Annotated in this window: 20 protein-coding genes, 1 pseudogene and 1 riboswitch; of the genes and pseudogenes, 16 read left to right on the top strand and 5 right to left on the bottom strand. The window is 34.5% G+C overall.

The annotated features are described in order from the left end of the window. The first annotated feature begins 20 nt into the window (after positions 1-20). The 5 genes from PBV87_RS04655 to PBV87_RS04635 all read left to right on the top strand — a co-directional run bounded on the left by PBV87_RS04655 (position 21) and on the right by PBV87_RS04635 (position 5809). The gene (locus PBV87_RS04655; protein ID WP_330680344.1) at positions 21-1820 is read left to right on the top strand and encodes an oleate hydratase; all 1800 of its coding nucleotides are present in this window, start codon (positions 21-23) and stop codon (positions 1818-1820) included. Positions 1821-2119: 299 nt separating this feature from the next. Then, a complete protein-coding gene (locus tag PBV87_RS04650; RefSeq protein ID WP_271011301.1) occupies positions 2120-2314 on the top strand; it encodes a hypothetical protein in 195 nt (64 codons plus the stop codon). Positions 2315-2488: 174 nt separating this feature from the next. Then, positions 2489-2689, top strand: a complete 201-nt coding sequence (locus PBV87_RS04645; RefSeq protein WP_271011300.1) for a cold-shock protein — start codon at positions 2489-2491, stop codon at positions 2687-2689. Between the two features lie 152 nt (positions 2690-2841). Continuing rightward, positions 2842-3792, top strand: a complete 951-nt coding sequence (locus tag PBV87_RS04640; RefSeq protein WP_271011299.1) for a DnaJ domain-containing protein — start codon at positions 2842-2844, stop codon at positions 3790-3792. A gap of 157 nt (positions 3793-3949) precedes the next feature. Continuing rightward, entirely contained in the window at positions 3950-5809 is a 1860-nt protein-coding gene (locus PBV87_RS04635) for a peptidoglycan DD-metalloendopeptidase family protein (protein WP_053984332.1), read from the top strand. A 62-nt stretch (positions 5810-5871) separates the two neighbouring features. On the opposite strand, the gene PBV87_RS04630 is transcribed toward PBV87_RS04635, so the two are convergent. The 4 genes from PBV87_RS04630 to PBV87_RS04615 all read right to left on the bottom strand — a co-directional run bounded on the left by PBV87_RS04630 (position 5872) and on the right by PBV87_RS04615 (position 9666). Then, positions 5872-6570 (bottom strand): amino acid ABC transporter ATP-binding protein, encoded by a 699-nt coding sequence (locus tag PBV87_RS04630; RefSeq protein WP_271011298.1) that lies wholly within the window; start codon positions 6568-6570, stop codon positions 5872-5874. A gap of 12 nt (positions 6571-6582) precedes the next feature. Continuing rightward, a complete protein-coding gene (locus PBV87_RS04625) occupies positions 6583-7266 on the bottom strand; it encodes an amino acid ABC transporter permease (RefSeq protein WP_330680343.1) in 684 nt (227 codons plus the stop codon). Positions 7267-7291: 25 nt separating this feature from the next. Continuing rightward, positions 7292-8107, bottom strand: coding sequence for an amino acid ABC transporter substrate-binding protein (locus PBV87_RS04620; RefSeq protein ID WP_053984330.1), 816 nt, complete (start codon positions 8105-8107; stop codon positions 7292-7294). Between the two features lie 158 nt (positions 8108-8265). Next, positions 8266-9666, bottom strand: coding sequence for an MATE family efflux transporter (locus PBV87_RS04615; RefSeq protein ID WP_053984329.1), 1401 nt, complete (start codon positions 9664-9666; stop codon positions 8266-8268). Positions 9667-9926: 260 nt separating this feature from the next. On the opposite strand from PBV87_RS04615, the gene PBV87_RS04610 reads away from it, so the two are divergent. From PBV87_RS04610 to rpoD, 11 genes and pseudogenes are all read left to right on the top strand, one after another. Next, positions 9927-10847, top strand: coding sequence for a DUF445 domain-containing protein (locus PBV87_RS04610; RefSeq protein ID WP_271011297.1), 921 nt, complete (start codon positions 9927-9929; stop codon positions 10845-10847). 26 nt (positions 10848-10873) lie between these two features. Continuing rightward, positions 10874-11047: riboswitch (cobalamin riboswitch) on the top strand. 176 nt (positions 11048-11223) lie between these two features. Then, positions 11224-12366 (top strand): cobalt-precorrin-5B (C(1))-methyltransferase CbiD, encoded by a 1143-nt coding sequence (gene cbiD / locus PBV87_RS04605; RefSeq protein WP_242847662.1) that lies wholly within the window; start codon positions 11224-11226, stop codon positions 12364-12366. Beyond that, positions 12356-13042: a precorrin-2 C(20)-methyltransferase gene (gene cobI, locus PBV87_RS04600; RefSeq protein WP_053984327.1), complete on the top strand. Its 687-nt coding sequence runs from the start codon at positions 12356-12358 to the stop codon at positions 13040-13042. The genes cbiD and cobI overlap by 11 nt, the downstream gene beginning before the upstream one ends. A gap of 3 nt (positions 13043-13045) precedes the next feature. Continuing rightward, positions 13046-13807, top strand: coding sequence for a precorrin-4 C(11)-methyltransferase (cobM, locus tag PBV87_RS04595; RefSeq protein ID WP_053984326.1), 762 nt, complete (start codon positions 13046-13048; stop codon positions 13805-13807). Continuing rightward, a complete protein-coding gene (locus PBV87_RS04590; RefSeq protein ID WP_053984325.1) occupies positions 13804-14862 on the top strand; it encodes a cobalt-precorrin 5A hydrolase in 1059 nt (352 codons plus the stop codon). The genes cobM and PBV87_RS04590 overlap by 4 nt, the downstream gene beginning before the upstream one ends. A gap of 36 nt (positions 14863-14898) precedes the next feature. Next, positions 14899-15639: a precorrin-3B C(17)-methyltransferase gene (gene cobJ, locus PBV87_RS04585; protein WP_271011409.1), complete on the top strand. Its 741-nt coding sequence runs from the start codon at positions 14899-14901 to the stop codon at positions 15637-15639. Next, positions 15590-16387, top strand: coding sequence for a precorrin-6A reductase (gene cobK, locus PBV87_RS04580; protein WP_271011296.1), 798 nt, complete (start codon positions 15590-15592; stop codon positions 16385-16387). Before cobJ ends, cobK begins: the two co-directional genes overlap by 50 nt. Then, positions 16380-17627, top strand: coding sequence for a precorrin-6y C5,15-methyltransferase (decarboxylating) subunit CbiE (gene cbiE, locus PBV87_RS04575; RefSeq protein WP_053984323.1), 1248 nt, complete (start codon positions 16380-16382; stop codon positions 17625-17627). The genes cobK and cbiE overlap by 8 nt, the downstream gene beginning before the upstream one ends. Continuing rightward, positions 17620-18963 (top strand): annotated as a pseudogene (locus PBV87_RS04570) (cobyrinate a,c-diamide synthase); the annotation flags it as partial. The gene cbiE and the pseudogene PBV87_RS04570, both read left to right, overlap by 8 nt. A gap of 42 nt (positions 18964-19005) precedes the next feature. Next, the gene (locus tag PBV87_RS22995; RefSeq protein ID WP_271011408.1) at positions 19006-19626 is read left to right on the top strand and encodes a precorrin-8X methylmutase; all 621 of its coding nucleotides are present in this window, start codon (positions 19006-19008) and stop codon (positions 19624-19626) included. Between the two features lie 204 nt (positions 19627-19830). Next, entirely contained in the window at positions 19831-20916 is a 1086-nt protein-coding gene (rpoD, locus tag PBV87_RS04560) for an RNA polymerase sigma factor RpoD (protein WP_053984322.1), read from the top strand. Positions 20917-20999: 83 nt separating this feature from the next. Here the strand turns inward: rpoD and PBV87_RS04555 are convergent, their stop codons facing one another. After that, the gene (locus PBV87_RS04555) at positions 21000-21989 is read right to left on the bottom strand and encodes a TDT family transporter (protein ID WP_271011295.1); all 990 of its coding nucleotides are present in this window, start codon (positions 21987-21989) and stop codon (positions 21000-21002) included. Between the last annotated feature and the right edge of the window lie 101 nt (positions 21990-22090).

Here is a 22090-nt window from a genome sequence, read left to right as displayed (position 1 = left end):
TTTAGGAGGCAGAAAATAAGATGAAAAAAAGAACAGTAAAAAAAGCTACAAAAATGATTAAGCAATTTCCTTTTAAGAAGCCAGAACCTGTTAAAAAAAATAATCATATAGCATGGTGGTTAGTAGGGACAGCAGTAGGAGCAGCGGCTATTGCAACCATAAGTATGAAGAATAAACCACAATGTAAAAAAGGTGTTGCACAAGTAGCACCTCTTAAACACTTACCTTATGAATATACGGATAGACAAGTTTACTTTGTAGGGGGAGGTTTAGGAAGCTTAGCAGGAGCCGCATATCTTATAAGAGATTGTGGTTTTAAAGGAGAAAATATTCATATTATAGAGGGTATGCATATTTTAGGCGGAAGTAATGACGGAGCAGGTGATGTGAGTCAAGGGTTTGTATGCCGTGGTGGACGTATGCTCAATGAGGAAACCTATGAAAACTTCTGGGAACTTTTCTCTTCAATTCCATCTTTAGATATGCCAGGAATGAGCGTAACAGAAGAAATACTTAACTTTGACCATCTTCATCCAACACATGCCCAAGCTAGATTAATAGATAAAAATGGACATATTTTAGATGTTAAAAGTATGGGATTTAATCAAGCAGATCGTTTGGCACTTGGTAAATTAATGATTACACCAGAGGAAAAATTAGATGATATGACTATTGAACAATGGTTTAGTCATACACCTCATTTCTTCACAACTAACTTCTGGTATATGTGGCAAACAACCTTCGCATTCCAAAAATGGTCAAGTTTATTTGAGTTCAAACGTTATATGGAACGTATGATTTTTGAATTCTCACGCATAGAAACTTTAGAAGGGGTAACAAGAACACCATATAACCAATATGAATCAGTGATTCTTCCTCTTAAAGCGTATCTAGATCACTACGGTGTTGACTTTAGTATTAATGCAACGGTTACAGATATTGATTTCGCTGAGGGAGATACTATTACAGCTAATGCTATTCATATCGAAGATGAAGAAGGAGAAAAGGTGATAACTCTTAAATCTACAGATATATGTATTATGACCAATGGTTGTATGACAGATAATGCAAGACTTGGTGATTTCAATACACCAGCAACGTATGATCCAGAAAAACCAATATCAGGTGAACTATGGGCAAAAGTTGCAAGAAAGAAACCAGGCTTATTAGGAAATCCAGAACCTTTCTTTAATTATCCAGAAGAAACAAATTGGGAAAGCTTCACTGTGACTTGTAAAGGGAATAAGCTTCTTAAGAAAATAGAGCAATTCTCAGGTAATGTTCCAGGTAGTGGAGCACTCATGACATTCAAAGATTCTAATTGGCTTATGAGTATTGTAGTAGCAGCTCAACCTCACTTTAAAGGTCAACCACTAGATACAACTATTTTCTGGGGATATGGGCTTTATACAGATCAAATAGGAGACTATGTGAAAAAGCCAATGAGAGAATGTACCGGTAAAGAAATTCTTATAGAACTTCTACATCATTTACATTTTGAAGATGAGCAAGATGAAATTCTTGATACGGTTGTTAATGTTATTCCATGTATGATGCCATATATTGTTTCACAATTCCAACCAAGAAAAATGACAGATAGACCACATGTTGTACCAGAAGGTTCTACAAACTTTGCAATGATTAGTCAATTTGTAGAGATACCAGAGGATATGGTCTTTACAGAAGAATATTCAGTAAGAGCAGCACGTATGGCTGTTTATACATTACTTAATGTAACTAATCAACAAATTTGTCCTGTAACCCCATATAAAAAAGATCCTAAAGTATTAAAGGAAGCATTAAAAACTTCATATAGATAATCAAAAAGGAGGTGACTGGTCACCTCCTTAAAATATGTATAAAAAACTATTTATTGCGTACGCTATAGACAGATTGTTGGATTTCAGTTAATGAGGCATTGCCATAGATTCTAATTAGTAGTTCGATTTGCTTTAAGACTTCACGAATATTTCCCGATACACTCATGATTAAACTCTCCTTTAAACTTAATGTTAAGGACATTATACTACAAAAAGAACAAATGTTCTATAGTTTTTTTAGACAATAAATGATAAATTTCTGTTATAATAAACGTAGAGTATAAATAAAGGAGTAAATAATGATTACATTAAAACAACTTAAAGAAGAAATTCTAACCTATGATATTATTAACTTTGATGCAGAAGGAAATCCTATCGAATGCGTAGAAGTTACGTTAGCAGATCGTGTAATAGATGTTTATATGGATACAAGAGAAGTGAATATTGGAATTTTAGCAAGAAAAATTTTAGAACAAGGTCTTTATAAAGAATAAGAATACTTGACAAATAGGTATAAATGTTTTATATTAGAGAAGTAATGAATATGTATTTTATAAACTTCACATATGAACAGAGATTATAGAAGGCTTTGTCAATGAAAGTTATAATCTTTGTTGATGTGTGAAGTTTTTATTTTACGGTCAAATTTATATTAGGAGGTACTCATAATGAACAAGGGTACAGTTAAATGGTTTAATGCAGAAAAAGGTTTTGGTTTCATCGCTAGAGAAGAAGGAGATGACGTATTCGTACATTTCTCAGCTATCCAAGGTGATGGTTTCAAAACTCTTGAAGAAGGTCAAGCTGTAAGCTTCGATATTACTCAAGGACCACGTGGCGCTCAAGCTGAAAACGTAAATAAACTATAATTAATAGTTAATCAGAGGTAGAACTTTTAGTTCTACCTTTTTTATATTATAAAAAACTTTATTTAATCTACATACGTTGTATAAATAAAGATGATATGCTAGAATAGCTGATAATATTGACGAAAGATTAGATAACCAAAAGAGGTGAAACAATGAATTTTATACTTAGCCTTATTCAAGGGATACTGGGCTTTGGAGTAAGCGTGATCTCTTTTATATTCACATTACTTATAGCTATGATTGTAGCAGGGATTGCAGCTTATAAAAGAAGAAATCCACTTATTTGGGGAATTATTGCATTCTTTTTCCCATGGATTATTTTCATCTTACCATTCATTCCACAGAATTATCCAAAGTTTTCAGGTGATTTAAGAAATAACCCAGCATTTAAAGGGAAAAACCCTGTTATTGCATCAATTATGGCGCTTTCAGCGATTGTAGCTAAAACAGATGGTAGTATTACAAAGGAAGAAGTTAAAACAATTAAAGATTTTGTCACCAAGTATTTTAATATAGAACGTGAAAGATTAAATGAATATGCAGATGCATTTACTTATGGTAAAGATCATCCGGAAGAATATCAAGCATTTGCAAGAATGATTCGTCACTACTATAATAGCAGAGATATGAGCTTACTTGTTTCTTATCTGCTTGTATCACTGACAATGCAAGAAGGAAAAGAAATGAGTGACAAACAAGATGAGCAGATTCGTAAAATCTTAGCTGAACTGGGCATTTCAGAATATGAATATCGTAGTATCAAAGGATCATTTAATGGACAAAGTTATAGTTACTATCAAGGAGGCTTCCAAGGAGGATTTGGTGGTAATCAGAACTACTATCAAAATGGATATGGACAAGCAGGAGGCTATACAGCTCCCAATTCAGTGGATTTAACTAAGAAATATTGTGAAGTTCTTGGTGTAAGTGAAGATGCAACTATGTCTGAAATTAAAAAGGCATATCGTAAGCTTGCAAAAGAGTACCATCCGGACAAAATGGCCTCAGAAAGTATGCCAGAAGATTATTTACAATTTGCAAATCAAAAAATTGCTGAAATTAATGAGGCTTATGAATATCTAAAGAAAATAAAAGAAGCATAAAAAAGGAGACATTGTAAAATGTCTCCTTTTTCGACGTCTAAATTCACCAAGACTTTACAGAATGATAAAACTTTGATAAAATTTATAGGATGTAATAAATATGTAATAGTTTTAACAAACATAAAATAATTAGACACCAGTAAAGGATAAAAGTAATATGAAAGCCTTTTTAGAATATATCAAACAAAGTAAACACACTTATAAAGTACTTGCAGGGGTAGGTGTAATTGTTATTACGTTCACACTTGTAGGTATGCAAAATAACTCTTATGCTATTTCAGTAGATGGAAAAGTAGTAGGTGTTGTAAAAACTAAAGAAGAAGCAAAGACAGCCTATGAAGCTGTCGTATCTGAAGTAAAGAATCAAGAAGGTGTAGATATTGCTGTAAAAGAAATGATCACTGTGGAACATGTTAATAGTAAAAAAGCTGAGATACAAACATTAGACGATTTGACTAAAGTATTAAAGGATAGTGTTAGTTATGAGGTTGAAGCTTATGAAATACTAGTAGATGGAGAAGTAAGAGCAGTTGTAGCAAATGAAGATATTGCTCAAAATGTTTTAACATATATTGCAAAAACACATTTACCAGAAGGTTCAGAAGTAGAATTAGATATTAGAGAACTTGATGCAGAGGGTAAAGAAGTTATTGAAGAACAGCCAGTAATAAAACAACAGCCAGTAATAAAACAACAGGATGTTAAAGAGGGAGTTTCAGAAGAAACCTCAGAAAAGACAATGCAGGAAATACCAGAAGTAACATCAGAGCAAGTTCCAACGAAGGATACTGAAGCAAGTGGGGAAACAACCACTTCAAGTGAAATGCCTCAAGTAGAAGTAGGCGCTGAGGAGGTAGTTAATCAAACCACAACAGAATCAGTACCACCTCAAACGATTACTAATGAAGCAGGAAATGTAGTAGAGGTGTTAGAAGTTCAAGATGCGCTAAAAGAGCCAGAAAAACAAACTAAAATTCAAGTAGCTAAATTTATAAAAAAGGATCAAGAAGAAGAGGATACTCCAAAAGAAGGTCAAAAAATTCAGCGTGATCTTAAAGTTTTTGATTTTAATGAAGAAGTTATTGTACGTAATACATATGTAGATGCTGAGGAAATAGTAGATGAACAAGAAGCGATAGATATTTTGCTTTCTAATACGGAAGAAGTAGTAGAATATGAAATGAAAGAAGGAGATAATATCTGGGATATTGCTATGGCACATGGTACGACCATGGATCATATCTTAGAAATTAATCCTCAAATTGAAGATGAAACTCGTATGCAAATTGGGGAAATCATTAAGTTAGAAGTGCCAGAACCTATTCTTTCTATTTCAACTACAGAAGAAGCCGTATTTAAAGAACTTATTCCGGCAGATATTGAATATGTAGAATTCTCAGATCTTTATAAAGATGAAACAAAGACTTATCAAGAAGGACATGATGGTCTTAAAGAAATTACGGTTTCTGTTCATAAGGTAAACGGCAAAGAAGTAAGTCGTGACCTTATCAGTGAAAAGGTTTTGAAACAAGCTAAAACAAAAGTTATTGCCTTTGGTACAAAGGAAAAACCAAAACAAGAAACATCTTCGACTACATCTAATAAGGGGAGTGCAGGTTCAGCGGTAAGTGGAAGTAACTCGGGTATGTTTATGCATCCATTAAATGGTGGAGGAAGAATGTCTTCACCATATGGAAGTAGATGGGGAACCTTCCATAGAGCTATTGATATTGCAGCCCCAGCAGGTACACCTATCTATGCAGCAGCATCAGGTGTTGTAACTTATTCAGGATACAATAATGGTGGATTTGGTAAGCTTATTATTATCGATCATCAGAATGGATATGAGACATATTACGCACACTGTAATAGTTTATACGCTCAAGTTGGACAAAAAGTTTCTAAAGGACAAAACATTGCAGGTGTTGGAAGTACAGGTAACTCAACAGGCAACCATGTTCATTTTGAAATTAGAAAAGATGGAACGCCAATTAATCCATACAGCTATATTTACTAATAATAACAAAAGAGCAGTTACACTATTATAAAGTGTAACTGCTCTTTTGTTATTAATGAAGATTAAGCCAAGACTGCACTTTCGGAATACATATGATCCTCTATAATTTGACCTTGATCCATAGATACTATTCGATCTGCAACTTTCTTAGCAAATCCCATATCGTGAGTGATAATAAGTATAGTCATACCTTTTATACTTAAGCTTTTAATAACTTTAGCTACTTCCTCTGTGAGGGTAGGATCAAGAGCAGATGTAGGTTCATCAAAGCACATAAGTTGGGGATTCATGCACAGGGCACGACCGATGGCTACACGTTGTTTTTGACCACCGGAAAGCTCGTAGGGATAGCTATTTGCCTTGTCACTAAGTCCTAGGAAGGCCAGTGTATTTAAAGCCTCTTTGGTTGCTTGCTCTTTGGTTTGACCAAGAACACGAATAGGAGCTTCTATCATGTTTTCAAGAACGGATAAGTGAGGAAAGAGATTATAGTTTTGGAAGACAAGGCCGATATCTTTGCGGATGGATTTAATCTCTTTTTTATTAGCGTAGTGACCTTCTTTAAGTAGATAGTTACCATTTAAAGAGATAGAACCTTCTTGACATTTTTCAAGATAATTAATGCTGCGTAAAAAAGTTGTTTTACCACCACCAGAAGGTCCAACAACAACTAATATTTCACCCTTCTTAATATGGAGATTGACCCCTTTTAGTACTTTAGTTTTGCCGAAGCTTTTATGTAAGTTTTCAATGATTAACATGGAACAACCTCCTTATTGATAATAAGTATATCTTGTTTCGATAATAGCCATAATTTTTGAGAGTACACCGGTAAGAAGTAAATAAACAATTGCAATGATAACAAGTGGTAGTAAAGAAGCATCTCGATTACAAGCAATTTTTCCTACTTTAAGAAGTTCATCTAATCCTAAAATATATACAAGAGCAGTGTCCTTAACAAGGGTTACGATTTCATTCCCTACTGGAGGTAATACTCTTTTAAAAGCTTGTGGAAAGATTATACGAGAAAAAGTTTCTTGAGGAGATAAGCCAAGAACTTCAGCACCTTCATATTGTCCTTTGTCAATAGAAGCAATACCAGCGCGGAAAATTTCTGCAAAGTAAGCAGCGTAGTTTAATGAAAAAGCAACCAGTGCTGCAGGAAATCGATCAAAGGTAATACCAATCATTGGCAAACCAAAGAATACAAATACAATTTGTAAAAGAAGTGGCGTACCACGTAATATTAGGATATAAGCTGATGTTAACTTATTTAAAATTTTAAAATGAGACAAACGTCCAAGGGCAATAACTATGCCTAGAGGGATAGCGAACAAAAGTGTTAATGCAAAAAGTTGTAGTGTAACACCTAAGCCTTCTATAACCTGAGGCATGAGTTTAATTGTATATTCAAAAAGATAAGTAAGTGTATTAATGATGTAAGTCATAATGTCCATGGACGCTCCTCCTTATAGATTAAATTTATTTAGCAACATCACTACCAAACCATTTTGTTGATATTTCTGCAATGGTTCCATCAGCTTTAAGCTCTTCATAAGCTTTGTTAAAGGCTTCTACAGTTTTTGTATCACCTTTACGTATGCCTACACCATATTCTTCAGCTCCAAAGTCTTCATCTAAAATACGGTATTTGTTATCACCTTTCAATGTAATGTAATAACGTACAACAACTTCATCTGCAACAACTGCATCAATACGTTTGCTATCAAGATCCATTAAGGCTTGATTATTGTCTTCGAAAGTAACAGCTTTACCATCTTTAAAGGAAGCATAGAGATCAGATTCTTTTTCCATTGCAGTCACAGCGCTGGATTCGCTTTGTGCACCTACACTTTTACCAGCAAGATCAGCTTTTGATTGGATAGAAGAATCAGCAAGGACAACAATGATTTGTTTATTATCTAGATATGGTGTAGTAAAGTCTACTTTTTCTTTTCTCTCATCTGTGATGGTGTAGCCATTCCAAATAAGATCGATATTACCTGAGTTTAATTCAGCTTCTTTCATAGACCAATCAATAGGCTGAAGTGTTAATTTTTTTCCTAGCTTTTCACCCATGGCTTTAGCAAGATCTATATCATATCCAGTTAATTCACCATTTTGATCTCTAAAGCCTAAAGGGGCAAAAGTATCATCAAGTCCGATTATCCATTCTTCTTTATCAATAGTTGAAGTTGTAGTTGTGTTAGATGTATTGGCTGTAGAACAAGCGGTAAGACTAAATGCAAGTGTACCTAAAGCTGTTAGCGTTACAATTTTTTTAAATAGTTTTTTCATAATGAATCCCCCTAAAAGATTTAATTTGATATAAAATTATATATTAGTTTATTTATGAATTTATTATAATAACACTTTAATGCATTAAAGTGAAAAAGTCAATAAGAAAAATAAAAAAGGCACTACATTTAATGTAATGCCTTTTTTATTTTTCTTATTTATATTTTTACATGGATCCATTTACCACTGGAGAAACGAATAATGTTAAGGAGTAATCGAAGTGTTTGATCGAGAAGCAATGCAACCCAAGCACCGATAAGCCCGAGACCGAATCCGTAACAGAGGATAAATGTGATAACAGGACGAATCATTAAGATACTAATGAAGGAGGTTCTAGCAACAAACTTAGTATCTCCTGCGCCACGTAAAGAACCCGAAATAATAACTTGTGAAATTTGTAAAGGTGATACAATGGCTACAATGAGCATGATTTGGCCACCAAGAGTGATGATCATATTATCATCAGTAAAGAGTCCTACTAAAGGTTTACCAAAGAGAATATAGATTATAACCAGTAGACTAGAGAAAATAACACCAATACGCTGAGCAGTTTTTCCATAGATTATAGATAAGTCTGCACGTTTGGCACCTAAATTACGTCCAACTAAAGAAGAAGCAGCCATCCCCATGCCATCGCCCACGCTAAAGGTCATATTTAAGATATTCATACAGATTTGATGGGTTGCAAAAGCAACAGTTCCTAAATTAGTAATCATTTTTGTATAAGCTAGGAATCCAATACGCATACAAAGTTGTTCTACCATAGCACTATTACTAATTTTAAAGATTCCTTTTATCGTTACCTTATCTAGTTTCCAACTATCTTTGAAATTAAGTTGAAGTTCCGTTTTAGAATGTAAGATGCCATAAGTTGCAATAATAAAAGCAACAATATTGCCTAGTACTGTAGAGATTCCAGCACCAAGTACACCGAGTTTTGGAAAACCAAAATGACCACCAATGAGTAAGAAGTTAAAGACTAAATTGACTAGGTTAGCAGTAACATTAGTTGTCATAGCAATTTTTGTATTACCAGCACCACGTTGTGCAGCATTAATGTTAAGGCTTAGGGCATTAAATACCATACCTATAACAATCGTTCTAAAATAAAGTATGGCATCTCCTAAAACATCTGGTGCGGCACCCATCCAAGTTAAAATGGGTTTAGCAAAAATAAAGCCAATAGCTGCTAAAATAATAGAGAGTAGGCCGACAACAATAATAGACTGCCTTAAGGTTTTATTAGCACTTACAAAGTCTTCTTCGCCACAACGTCTAGCAACAATGGCTGTAACGCCTACATTTAAAGAGAAAATAATAGCAAGTAAAATAAAAGTAGGCTGTTGAGTAATCCCAACAGCAGCGATTGCACTAGCACCTAGTACCCCAACCATCATAGTATCTATAGCTGATACTAGACTTACTAGCATACGTTCGAGTGCAGAAGGCCATGCAAGGTTTATTGTATTTTGATAAATCTGCTTCGAGGGTGGAATAGTCCCTAGCTTTTGTGAATCTTTAATCATTTTTTGACACGAAAAATAGTCTACAAGTTGCATTGATTAGTCATCTCCCCAATAATTATAATTCCTTTAATCTATTTTATATATAAGTTTCAACTTATTAATATACTATAATTTAAAGGATTTAACAAGAATATAAGAGAAATTAGAGGAAAAAATAGATAAAGTATAAAATAAAATTTACAATATGTTGGAAAATGTAAAATAGCACTGCTGGATTAAATAAAATGTAACATTTACAATATAAAAATTGAAAATAGTAAAAAGTTATTATAAACTATAACACAGTAAAGTATATGGAAGATGAATCAGAAAGGAAGAGAAAAATGACAATTGACTTCTTAGTAGCACCATTAGTAGGTGGACTTATAGGATATATTACAAATGGTATTGCAATTAAAATGCTTTTTAGACCTTTAAAACCTTTGTATATAGGAGGTAAACCGGTACCTTTTACACAGGGACTTATTCCAAAAGAAAGAGACCGTATTGCCAAAAGTGTAGGGGCAGTAGTAGGGACTGAACTTATTGCGCCTGAGACACTTAAAGAGACGCTTTTATCACAAGAAATGTATACTCATTTAGAGCGTGCTCTTGAAGAATGGTTTATAAGTGCAAAGCAATCTAATAAGACGGTAAGAATGTGTTTAAATGAATTAAGTAGTGAAAGAAATATAGAAGAGGTAGCCATAAAACTTAAAGATATGACGACACAAAAAGCTTATGGCGCTTTAATGAACTTAGAACTTGAAAAGGTTATGGCTGAACGCGCAGCTGTAGGTCTTAAAGCAAACTTAGGATTTTTAGCACATTTTATGAATGAAAGTGTCATGGAAGGTTTACAAATTAAAATAGAAGAAATGATTTTAGAAATGCTTAATACAGAAGCTGAACAGATGATCCACCAAGTGGTAGATAGTGAGGGCGAAAAGTGCTTAGACTACCCTATTTGTGAATTAGCGTCTCAAATTGAAAGTCATGTACCTAAAATTAAGTATTCATTAATGAAGCAATATACTCATATTATAGAAAGTCAATTATCTAGATGGTTAGAAACACTTGATATTAGTAAAATTGTAGAAGATAAAATTAAAAGTTTAGATTTACTTGATTTAGAAAAGATGCTTCTAGATCTTATGCGCAAAGAGCTTAGAGCCATTGTTTGGCTAGGGGCAGTGCTTGGGATGATAATGGGGCTTGTGATGAACTTTATTTAGGGTGTAAACTAATAAGGAATATATAAAGTGAATATACTGTTAGAGGTGCTACTTGTAGCTTAATAGGGAAACAGCTGAAATTGCTGTACGGTCCCGCCGCTGTGATGAGGAGAACTTATTCATACCACTTTCGATAGAGGGGAAGGGAGTAAGTTTGATGAATCTAAGTCAGAAGACCTGCCTACTAATAAAACACCATAACTCTACGAGTGATAGGGGGTGTATGCAAGAACATAGCTAGAAAATCTAGGTATGTATTTTTGGCGTACACATCTCCTACTCATAAAGTGGGAGATTTTTTATTATAAGGAAACTCTATTTTCTAAGATATAAGAACTAAAGGAGAAATTCTTTTGCATATTAAGGAGGTGATAAAGTGGAATCCTATATGGTTAAAGGGCAAGATGTACTACGACTAGGATATACAACAGGAAGTTGTGCAACTGCTGCTGCAAAGGCAGCGACATGGATGTTATTAAAAGGTGAACCAATAGAACAAGTTAAAATCTATACGCCAAAGGGCATAGAACTTTTGTTAGATATACATGATGTGCTAGTAACTCATAAATATGTAAGTTGTGCAGTTGTAAAAGATGGTGGAGATGACCCAGATGTTACCCATGGAATGAAAATATATGTACAAGTATCAAAAAGATTAGAAGAAGGTATTTACATAGATGGTGGAGAGGGGATAGGACGTGTCACTAAGGTAGGGCTTAAATGTCAGGTAGGTGAAGCAGCGATCAACCCTGTACCTAAGCAAATGATTAGACAAGAGGTTGAAGCTGTATGTAAGGATGTTGGTTATATGGAAGGTCTTGAGATTATTGTGTTTGCTCCAGAAGGTGAAAAAATAGCAAAGAAGACATTTAATCCAAGACTTGGGATAGTAGGAGGTATTTCAATACTTGGGACCAGTGGCATAGTAGAACCTATGAGTGAGAAAGCTTTGATAGACACAATCTATACAGAGTTAGAGATGAAGGCTGCAAGTCATGTGAAGCAACTCTTAATTTGCCCAGGGAACTATGGCCGGGACTTTGCAAAAGAGCAGTTAGGATTAGATTTAGAACAAGGCATTAAATATAGCAACTATTTAGGTGAGACTCTAGACCATATTGTGTACTTAGGATTTGAAAAGGTATTGCTTGTTGGACATATTGGTAAGCTTGTAAAGGTTGCAGCAGGTGTAATGAATACCCACTCTAAGTATGCAGATGCTAGGTTTGAAGTACTAGCAAGTCATGCGGCTATGGAAGGTGTTCCTAAAGAAATTATTTGCAAAGTAATGGAATGTGTAACAACAGATGGTGCATTAAGTATTCTAAAAGAGCAGCCTTGTTATAAAAAAGTTATAGCAAGTATCCTTAATAAAATTCAGCGTCATATAAATTTTAGGGTTAAAGATAAAGTACAAGTAGAAATAATTCTTTTTGGAGAAGAAGGTATTCTTGCAAAAACTAAAGAAGTGCAGAAATCTATTCAGCGATTACAAATGGAGGTTGAAGATGGAGAATAAAGGGAAACTATATGGAGTAGGCGTAGGACCAGGAGATCCGCAATTGATGACTTTTAAAGCAGCAGGGGTGATTAAAAAATGTCCGATTATTGCAGTACCTAAATCAGGTGAAAGTGAGCAAATTGCGTTAACCATAGCAAGGCCTTATATAGAGGAGCAGTTTATATTGGACTGCTATATGCCCATGACAAGAGATAAAGAAGCGCTTAATAAAAATCATGAATTAGTAACTAGCAGTATTAGGGAGTATTTAGAAGAGGGAAAGGATGTGGCTTTTTTAACACTAGGTGATCCTACGATTTATTCTACCTATATGTATATTCATCGTCGTATTCAAGCATTAGGCTATAAAACAGAAATTATACCAGGCATATCTTCTATATGCAGTGTAGCTGCAGCATTAAATGATTCTCTTTGTGAGGGAAGTGACTGTTTGCATATTATACCTGCTTCTTATAAGGGAAAAGAAGATTATCTTGATTTAAAGGGTACAAAAGTACTTATGAAAACAGGTAAGTCTATGGAACGATTAAAAGGACATTTAAAAGAAAAAGGCTTATATGAAAAAGCAAAAGCAGTAGAATGTGCCAGTATGCCAAATGAAAAGATTCATAGTAGCTTAGATACGTTAGAAGAAAGTAGTTATTTTTCAGTTGTTGTTATAAAGGAGGATTAAAAAATGATTTATTTTGTAGGTGCAGGACCAGGTGATATAGAGCTAATTACAGTAAAAGGGCAACGTCTTTTAAAAACAGCAGATTTAGTTATTTATGCAGGGTCATTAGTTAATCCAGCATTACTTAATGAATGCAAAGAAGAATGTATCATATTAGATAGTGCAATGATGACTTTAGAAGAAGTGATTAAGGCGATGGTGGAAGAAGAAATGAAAGGAGAAGATAGGGTTGTTGTGAGGTTACATACAGGAGATCCTAGTATCTATGGTGCTATTAGAGAACAAATGGATTTGTTAGATGAAAGAACACTTAAATATGAAGTGGTACCCGGTGTAAGTTCTTTTTGTGGAGCAGCAGCTGCACTTAAAAAGGAATATACTTTACCGAATGTGAGTCAAACCGTAATTTTGACACGAATGGAAGGGCGCACACCAATGCCCCCTAAAGAAGAACTAAGTATGCTTGCAAGTCATCAAGCTACAATGATTATTTTCCTAAGTGTTAGTTTGGCTAAAGAGGTAGAGGAACGTTTAATAAAAGGTGGTTATAGAGAAGACACACCTATTGCCATTGTATATAAAGCAACATGGCCAGAAGAAAAAATTTATAAAGGTGAATTGAACCAATTAAGTCATATTATTGCAGAAAATCATATTACTAAAACAGCTTTAATTGTAGTAGGCGATTTTCTAGGAGATACTTATGAGCGTTCTAAACTTTATGATCCAGGTTTTACACATATGTTTAGAGAGGCGATCAAGTGAAAATAGGGATTATTTCTTTTACGAGTAAAGGCGCTTGTATTAATAGAAAGTTAAGTAGCCTATTTCAGGTTAAAGGGGTTCATCTTTCTAAATTTAAAGAAGAAGGTCTTGATAATATAGAAAGCTCTTTGAATGAGTGGACGAAAGAGCAGTTTCAAGTATGTGAAGCGCTTGTTTTCATAGGGGCGACAGGGATTGCAGTAAGAGCCATTGCACCTTTTATTATTAATAAAGCTGTTGACCCAGCAGTGCTTGTAATTGATGAATTAGGGAAGTATATTATCCCTCTTCTGTCGGGACACTTAGGTGGGGCAAATAAGTTAGCGAGTGAACTGAGTGTATTAATAGGAGGAACGCCTGTTGTGACAACAGCTACAGATTTAGAAAAGTGCTTTGCCATAGATGAATGGGCAAAACGAAATAGTTTAGTGATTAAGAATTTAAAAGTAGCTAAGCATATTTCGGCAGCTTTATTACAAGGTGAAGTAGTTGGATTTATGGCAGATGTATCTATAGAAGGGCATTTGCCTAAGGGCCTCAAATATTACAAAGCTAACCAAATGGAAACAATACAAGGCCCTTTGGGAATATGGATTGGATGGGAAGAAAAAAGACCTTTTCAGGAAACATTGTGGCTTGTACCCCCACTTTTAACTGTTGGAATAGGGTGTAAGAAAGGCACCAGTGAAGCACAAATAGAACGGTTAGTAAAGCAGATTTTAGAGCAATACCATTTACCTATTGAGTCTGTTGGACAAATCGTTTCTATTGATTTAAAGAAGAATGAAGAAGGACTAAATGAATGGGCAAATAGAAATAAAAAGTCTATTCGATTTTTTAGTGCCCTACAGCTGAGTCAAGTAGAAGGTGAATTTACAGCCTCTTCTTTTGTAAAGCAAGTAACAGGTGTTGATAATGTATGTGAAAGGGCAGCAGTATTAGGAAGTTATGGTGGTAAGCTTTTAGTTCCGAAGACATCACTAGATGGTGTTACTATAGCTATAGCTATAGCTATAGAAGGTACCTATAAAGTGCAGTTTGATGAAACTTGTTAAAACTCCCGTCAGGGAATAGAAAGGAAACGTGAAATGATAGGGAAAATATATATTGTAGGTTTAGGACCTGGTGGCATATTTGAGATGACAAATAGAGCAGAAGAAGTACTAGAAGGATGTGACATTATTGTAGGCTATACAGTTTATGTAGATTTAATACGAGAGGATTTTAAAGAAAAGACTTTCTTAGCTACAGGGATGAAACAAGAAGTAGACCGCTGTAAGATAGTTTTAGAAGAAGCACTAAAAGGGAAGAAAGTCGCAATGGTTTGTAGTGGGGATGCAGGTGTATATGGCATGGCTGGTATCGTACATGAAGTTGCAAAAGACCATCCGGAAGTAGAAATTGAAGTGATACCAGGAGTAACAGCTGCATGTAGTGCAGCTGCCGTTTTAGGCGCACCGCTTATCCATGATTTTGTAATGATTAGTTTAAGTGACCTATTAACTTCTTGGGAGACTATAGAAAAACGTATTGCTTTAGCAGCACAGGCAGATTTTGTTATTTGCTTTTATAACCCATCAAGTAGGAAACGTCATGATTATTTAGAAAAAGCTTGTAAGATTATTATGGAATATGAAAGACCAGAGACAGTGGCGGGATATGTGCAGCATATTGGACGTGAAGGGCAAAATATTAAAGTGTGTACATTAGAAGAAATGGTAAATGCTAAAGTGGATATGTTTACAACTGTAATCATAGGGAATAGTGAAACAAAAGTTATTAATGGCAAGATGGTTACACCACGTGGCTATGAAAAACATTATGATGTTTAAAAATGTTTTTGTACTAGGAGGAACTACAGAAGCAAGGAAGATAATAAGCTTTGTAAGAAACTATGGCATACAGGTTACAGTAAGTGTGGCAACTACATATGGAGAAGAGCTATTAGAAGAAGAAAAGGATGTTCAAGTTTTACAGCAAAGGTTAGATGAAAGTGGGTTTGAAGCACTCTTTAAAAAACAACAGTATGATTTAGTGATTGATGCAACCCACCCTTATGCAAAAGAAGCTACACAAAATTGTAAGAAAGCTTGTGAAAAATTAGAAATGCCTTATAAACGTATCGTGCGTGAAGAAGTAGAACATAGGATTTTAAGTTTTAGTTCGGTAGAAGAGATTATAAGTTATTTGGAAAATACCCAAGGGAATATTCTGCTTACTACAGGGAGCAAAGATTTACAGGCTTATACAAAGTTAACTCATTTTAAGGAGCGGATTTATATCCGTATGCTTCCCATGGCAAAAAGTATAGATGAGCAACTAGAAAGAGGTTATCTGATGTCTCATCTTATCTGTATGCAAGGGCCTTTCTCTTTAGAGTTGAATAAAGCCATGCTTAATCAGATACAGGCACGTTATATGGTGACAAAAGATTCCGGTACAGTAGGTGGTATGGAGGAAAAGGTAGAAGCGGCTAGGCAACTTGGTGTTACTTTACTTTGTTTAAGGCGTCCAGATGAAGAGGGAGGGATGAATTTGCAACAATTTTATAAATGGTTTGAGGAGGTGAAGCATGGATAAAGTTATTAAAGTGATAGGAATGGGACCAGGGAATAGAAAGTTTTTGACAGGTGAGGCAATGGATGCGGTCAAAAGATGTGATGTTTTGATGGGGCCCAGTAGATTAGTGAATGAAGTAGAGAATTTAAAATCACAGCATGCAGCAAGCTATAGTTGTAATTTGAGTGAGATGAAAATATTTTTAGAGCAATACTTAAGTGATAATGAGATAGAAAAAGAGTCTAGCTTAATAGGTCTGTTAGCATCAGGAGATACAGGATTCTTTAGTATTGCAAGTTGGATCAAAAAAGAATATGGGGCAAAGGTTAAGCTTGAATTTATAACAGGCGTAAGTTCATTACAGTATTTTTGCAGTCGAATTCAAAGACCTTATAGTGATATACATACCATAAGTGTACATGGGCGGGAAAATAAAGTATTAGGAGAGGTACTTACTCATAAAACTTTATTTGTATTAACAGGTGGAAGCTGTAAAGTGCAAGATATTTGTAAGACATTGCAGCAACATGGACTAGGGCATTTGCAAGTGTATATAGGTGAAAACTTATCTTATCCAGAAGAACGTATTTTAGAAGGAACAGCTACGATGTTTGTAAAGGAGTCTTTTAGTGACTTGGCAGTTATATTGATTGAAAATGAACAAGATCATGTTGAGTCTTGTATTACCTACGGTTTATCAGATACAAGTTTTATACGAGGTAAGGTACCGATGACCAAAGAAGAAATTCGAGCCATATGTCTGAGTAAATTACAGTTGAGTCTAGAAGATTGTATTTATGATATAGGGGCAGGGACAGGATCTGTCAGTATTGAAATGGCGAGAATAGCAAAAAAAGGATTTGTCTATGCATTAGAAAAGAAACATGAAGCAATAGAACTTATTTACACCAACCAAAAGCATTTTAGAATTTCTAATATGAAGGTGATAGAAGCAAAGTGTCCTGATGGACTAAGTGATTTGCCGACGCCGGATAAGGTGTTTATTGGAGGAAGTAGTGGAGAACTGAATGCAATACTCCAAATACTTTTAGATAAAAATCCTAAGGTGCAGATTGTACTTACAGCAATTACATTAGAAACGCTACAAGAAGCACTTAGCTGTACAAAACACTTCAATTTAGAATTTAATTGTACACAGGTGACTGTAGCAAATAGTAAACAAATTGGAGATTATAATATGATGATGGGACAAAATCCGATTTTTATTTTAACTTTGAAAGGAAAAGAAGTATATGTCTAAAGCAAGATTAATGATAGCGGGCGTTGGTAGTGGGGCAGGTAAGACAACATTAACATGTGCTGTATTGAAGCATTTTCAAGAAAGGCAATTGAAAACAGTAGCCTTTAAGTGTGGACCGGACTATATAGATCCAATGTTTCATCGTGAGGTTTTGCATACGCCATCTTATAATCTAGATTTATATATGATAGGTGAGCAAAATTGTAACTATCTTTTACAAAAGCATACAAAAGAAGCAGATGTAGCAGTTATAGAAGGTGTGATGGGGTTTTATGATGGTATATCAGATACAACGGAAGGAAGTAGTTATGAACTTGCGTATAAAACACAAACACCAACGGTCATCATTACATCTTGTAAAGGAATGGGCCTTTCAATTGTACCTCTCTTAGAAGGATTCTTAAATTTTAAGGAGAATACCATAAAAGGTGTGATTCTTAATGGCATTACAGAAATGAGCTATAATTATTACAAAGAAATGATAGAAAAGCATACGTCACTAAAAGTATATGGTTATTTGCCACATTTGGAGGAGGTAAGTCTAGAAAGTAGACATTTAGGATTAGTTACAGCAAAAGAAGTAGAAGAACTTGATTTAAAAATACAGACCCTTTATACCCATACAAAAGCAACTATAGATATTGAGGGCCTACTTGAACTCGCAAATGAGGCGAAAGAAATAGAGAGTGAAATACCAGAAGTATTAAGAAAACTAGATTATGAAGATTGTAAGAATAAAATAAGAGTTGCTATTGCAAAGGATAAGGCTTTTTCGTTTTATTATGAAGACAATTTAGAGCTCTTAGAAGAAATGGGCATAGAGCTGATAGCCTTTTCACCACTAGTAGACAAAAAGCTTCCAGAAGGAATCCAAGGCCTTATACTAGGAGGCGGTTATCCAGAAGTTTATGCTAAACAACTGGCTGAAAATATACAAATGAAAGCAGCTATAAAACATGCTATAGAGAATAAATTACCTTGTATTGCTGAATGTGGAGGATTTATGTACTTGCAAGAAAGGTTAACATTTCTGGATAATGAAAGCTATGAAATGGTAGGCGCTCTAAGAGGAGAAAGTCACATGACTAAAAGGTTAATGCGATTTGGATATATACAATTAGAAGCCCAAAAGGATAATTTACTAAGTAAAAAAGGTGGTTGGCTAAGAGCTCATGAGTTTCATTATTCAGATTCTAGTTATAATGGAGAAAGTTTTAAAGCAATTAAAAGTGGTAAGAATATAGTATGGGAGTGTATTGAAGCAAATGAAAGCTTATTTGCAGGTTATCCTCATATTCACTTTTATAGTCATCTCAATATGGCTAAATCCTTTGTTGAAGCATGTAAAAAGTATAAAATAGAGAAAAATACTAAAAAAATGCTTCCTTTTGAGATAGAAAAAGAAAGTTTTCGTATGATAGATGAAATTTTGGGAGAAACTACAATTAATCCCTTGCATGCACCGCTTATTAAGCGTGCGATTCATACAAGTGCTGATTTTGATTACGCAACCAATTTATGTTTTTCTGATCACGTTGTGGAACGTGCCATTCAAGCTCTCAAAAATGGAGCTCACATCGTAACTGATACCCAAATGGCTAAGGCCGGCATTAATAAAACAACTCTTGCAAGTCTTGGAGGCGAAGTGCATTGTTTTGTGGCAGATGAAGATGTAGCAAAGCGTGCCAAAGAAGAAGGTACAACACGATCTGCTATTGCAATAGAAAAAGCAGCAGAGCTTAATTATCCTCTAATATTTGCTGTAGGAAATGCACCAACAGCGCTTATGAAAATTAAAGAACTTATTGAAACAGGGAAACTATCTCCTGAACTTGTTATAGGTGTACCCGTAGGGTTTGTCAATGTAGTAGAATCAAAAGAGCAAATGATGCAAGTAAATGTACCTTATATTGTTGCAAAAGGGCGAAAGGGCGGAAGTAATATTGCGGCAGCATTATGTAACGCACTTCTTTATATGGCTGTAAATAGGCAAATTTAGGAAAAAAGCCCTCTACCAATAATAGGAAGAGGGCTTTTTTGTAGATTTATGATTATAATATAAAATTTGTGTCTAAAATATTGACAAGAGCCTTTAAAAAAGGTATTATTATAAGGTTAAAGGATTTAAGATAAAGTATACTATAAAACATTTATTAAGTCAATAGACATTGTTAAAATATCATCCGAAGGAGCGTACAGAATTTTGAAAGAACAAGTACAAGATCCAAAACTATTGTTTAAAACAAAACTGGAACAGCTTATTGCCTTGGCTAAAGAGAAAAAAGGTGTACTCGAGCAAACAGATATCATGGAAGCATTTATGAACTTAGATGTGGACCCTACAAAAATAGAACAGGTATATGAATATTTAGAAGCTCAAGGTATCGATATTATAGGTAATATGAAAGAAATGGAAGCTGAAGTCGAAGAAGAAATAGATATTACCCTTCCAGATGATATGAGTATAGATGACCCTGTTCGTATGTACTTAAAAGAAATTGGGAAAGTACCACTTCTTTCAAGTGCAGAAGAAATTGCACTTGCTGAGCGTATTGAACAAGGTGATGAAGAAGCAAAGAAAAGATTAGCAGAAGCTAACTTAAGACTTGTTGTAAGTATTGCAAGAAAATATATTGGACGTGGTATGGCACTTCTTGATTTAATCCAAGAAGGAAATCTAGGACTTATCAAAGCTGTAGAGAAATTTGATTACCGTAAAGGATTCAAATTTAGTACTTATGCAACTTGGTGGATTAGACAAGCTATTACTAGGTCAATTGCTGACCAAGCACGTACTATTCGTATTCCAGTGCATATGGTAGAGACAATGAATCGTTTAATGAGAGCATCAAAACAATTACTACAAGAACTTGGTCGTGATCCACAGCCAGAAGAAATTGCAGCATTTATGGACATGCCTATTGAAAAAGTACGTGAAGTTATGAAAATTTCACGTGAACCTGTTTCTCTTGATACACCAATTGGTGAGGAAGAAGATAGTCATTTAGGAGATTTCATTCCAGATGAAGATACACCAGTTCCAATTGAGGCAGCTTCTTTTGCACTTTTAAAAGAGCAGTTAGGCGAAGTACTTGAAACACTTACAGAGAGAGAACAAAAAGTACTTATGCTTAGATTTGGTCTTGAAGATGGACGTGCACGTACCCTTGAAGAAGTTGGTAAAGACTTTAATGTTACAAGAGAACGTATTCGTCAGATCGAAGCAAAAGCACTTAGAAAACTTCGTCATCCGAGCAGAAGTAATAAATTAAAAGATTATTTACAATAAAAATAAGGCTACAATATTCTTTTGAAAGTTGTAGCCTTTTATATTAAAAAAAGACAACTTCATGTAAGTGAAGTTGTCTTTTTTTAATGAGGAATAAGTTCTCTATTATCTTTAAAAAGTGTATTGAAAAGAAGGAATAAAAGTTTATAAACAATATAACCGATTACGAGTGTAGCAACAAATAATTCAATATAGAAAAGTTGATTGAATAAACCTGCAAGACTTGAGTTAATACTTGCTAAATAGTTAGACAAGCGTTGTACGGCTACTGTACCTACTGCTAATGGGAAGGTAAGTGGTGCGAGTCCTGGATGGAAAGGTATTCTAAGGAACTTAGGAATTAATGTATAAACATAGAATGTTGAAACAAGTGCTAATGGAACGAGAATAGCTAAGATAATAGTTGAAGGTGTTTGGGTAGTAGCCATATAACCAGCTAAACATACACTAGCAGGAGCAGCAATGATGGCTAACGTAAGTTTTTTGTCATCAGGAATGTTACCGTGTGTTACAATGCGATAAATTAAGCCAATAAGTGCCATAAGATAGATAAAGAATGCAATATAGAAAAAGTTAGATGCAAAATCATTCATCTGTACACCACCACTTGAAACAGCAGCAACCCCAATACCTACTAATGGTACAAACCAACTTGGAAGTACATTATGCCATGAGAAATTTTTGATTTGTGCAATCATAAATACAACAGCCAGTACTATGAAAATACAGATGCCAATCCACCAAATCCATCTACCAGCTGTAAGATTAACTGTACTAGCAACAAAATTAGAAAATACCATAAGTGTCATACCAATAGTTGGATAGAAACTTCCTGTCATATGATGTTGCATTTCCTTATAACATTTTTTAGGATGTAAGAAGATTTTTAATAGCATAAGAATAACCGCTACAGCAGAAAAAATGTTTGCAAAATATTTAAGCCAATAAGAACCTAAGTCGCCCCATAAGTTACCAAGTGTAATAAAACCAAGAGAAATGCCTGTAATTGCAATAGGAATATTACTAAAATGATGGCGAGTGAGTTTGATTGGAGAAATTAATCTTGTTATCATAAAGTTCACCTCATTAATTATTTCGTTGATAGTGTTAGTATAAGTCGGTTATAATGATAAGTAAAATGAATGTATTTAATATTTATCATTAAAAAAATTAA

Origin of the sequence: Holtiella tumoricola, from assembly GCF_027857615.1 — a bacterium.
In the GTDB taxonomy this organism is placed as follows: Bacteria; Bacillota; Clostridia; order Lachnospirales; family Cellulosilyticaceae; genus Holtiella; species Holtiella tumoricola.
This window is presented reverse-complemented; position numbering and strand designations above follow the sequence as displayed.

Coding starts and splice junctions, on each gene's coding strand:
- PBV87_RS04655 (WP_330680344.1), top strand. CDS start 21: ATGAAAAAAAGAACAGTAAAAAAAGCTACAAAAATGATTAAGCAATTT.
- PBV87_RS04650 (WP_271011301.1), top strand. CDS start 2,120: ATGATTACATTAAAACAACTTAAAGAAGAAATTCTAACCTATGATATT.
- PBV87_RS04645 (WP_271011300.1), top strand. CDS start 2,489: ATGAACAAGGGTACAGTTAAATGGTTTAATGCAGAAAAAGGTTTTGGT.
- PBV87_RS04640 (WP_271011299.1), top strand. CDS start 2,842: ATGAATTTTATACTTAGCCTTATTCAAGGGATACTGGGCTTTGGAGTA.
- PBV87_RS04635 (WP_053984332.1), top strand. CDS start 3,950: ATGAAAGCCTTTTTAGAATATATCAAACAAAGTAAACACACTTATAAA.
- PBV87_RS04630 (WP_271011298.1), bottom strand. CDS start 6,570: ATGTTAATCATTGAAAACTTACATAAAAGCTTCGGCAAAACTAAAGTA.
- PBV87_RS04625 (WP_330680343.1), bottom strand. CDS start 7,266: ATGGACATTATGACTTACATCATTAATACACTTACTTATCTTTTTGAA.
- PBV87_RS04620 (WP_053984330.1), bottom strand. CDS start 8,107: ATGAAAAAACTATTTAAAAAAATTGTAACGCTAACAGCTTTAGGTACA.
- PBV87_RS04615 (WP_053984329.1), bottom strand. CDS start 9,666: ATGCAACTTGTAGACTATTTTTCGTGTCAAAAAATGATTAAAGATTCA.
- PBV87_RS04610 (WP_271011297.1), top strand. CDS start 9,927: ATGGAAGATGAATCAGAAAGGAAGAGAAAAATGACAATTGACTTCTTA.
- cobI (WP_053984327.1), top strand. CDS start 12,356: ATGGAGAATAAAGGGAAACTATATGGAGTAGGCGTAGGACCAGGAGAT.
- cobM (WP_053984326.1), top strand. CDS start 13,046: ATGATTTATTTTGTAGGTGCAGGACCAGGTGATATAGAGCTAATTACA.
- cobK (WP_271011296.1), top strand. CDS start 15,590: ATGGCAAGATGGTTACACCACGTGGCTATGAAAAACATTATGATGTTT.
- cbiE (WP_053984323.1), top strand. CDS start 16,380: ATGGATAAAGTTATTAAAGTGATAGGAATGGGACCAGGGAATAGAAAG.
- PBV87_RS22995 (WP_271011408.1), top strand. CDS start 19,006: ATGCTTCCTTTTGAGATAGAAAAAGAAAGTTTTCGTATGATAGATGAA.
- PBV87_RS04555 (WP_271011295.1), bottom strand. CDS start 21,989: ATGATAACAAGATTAATTTCTCCAATCAAACTCACTCGCCATCATTTT.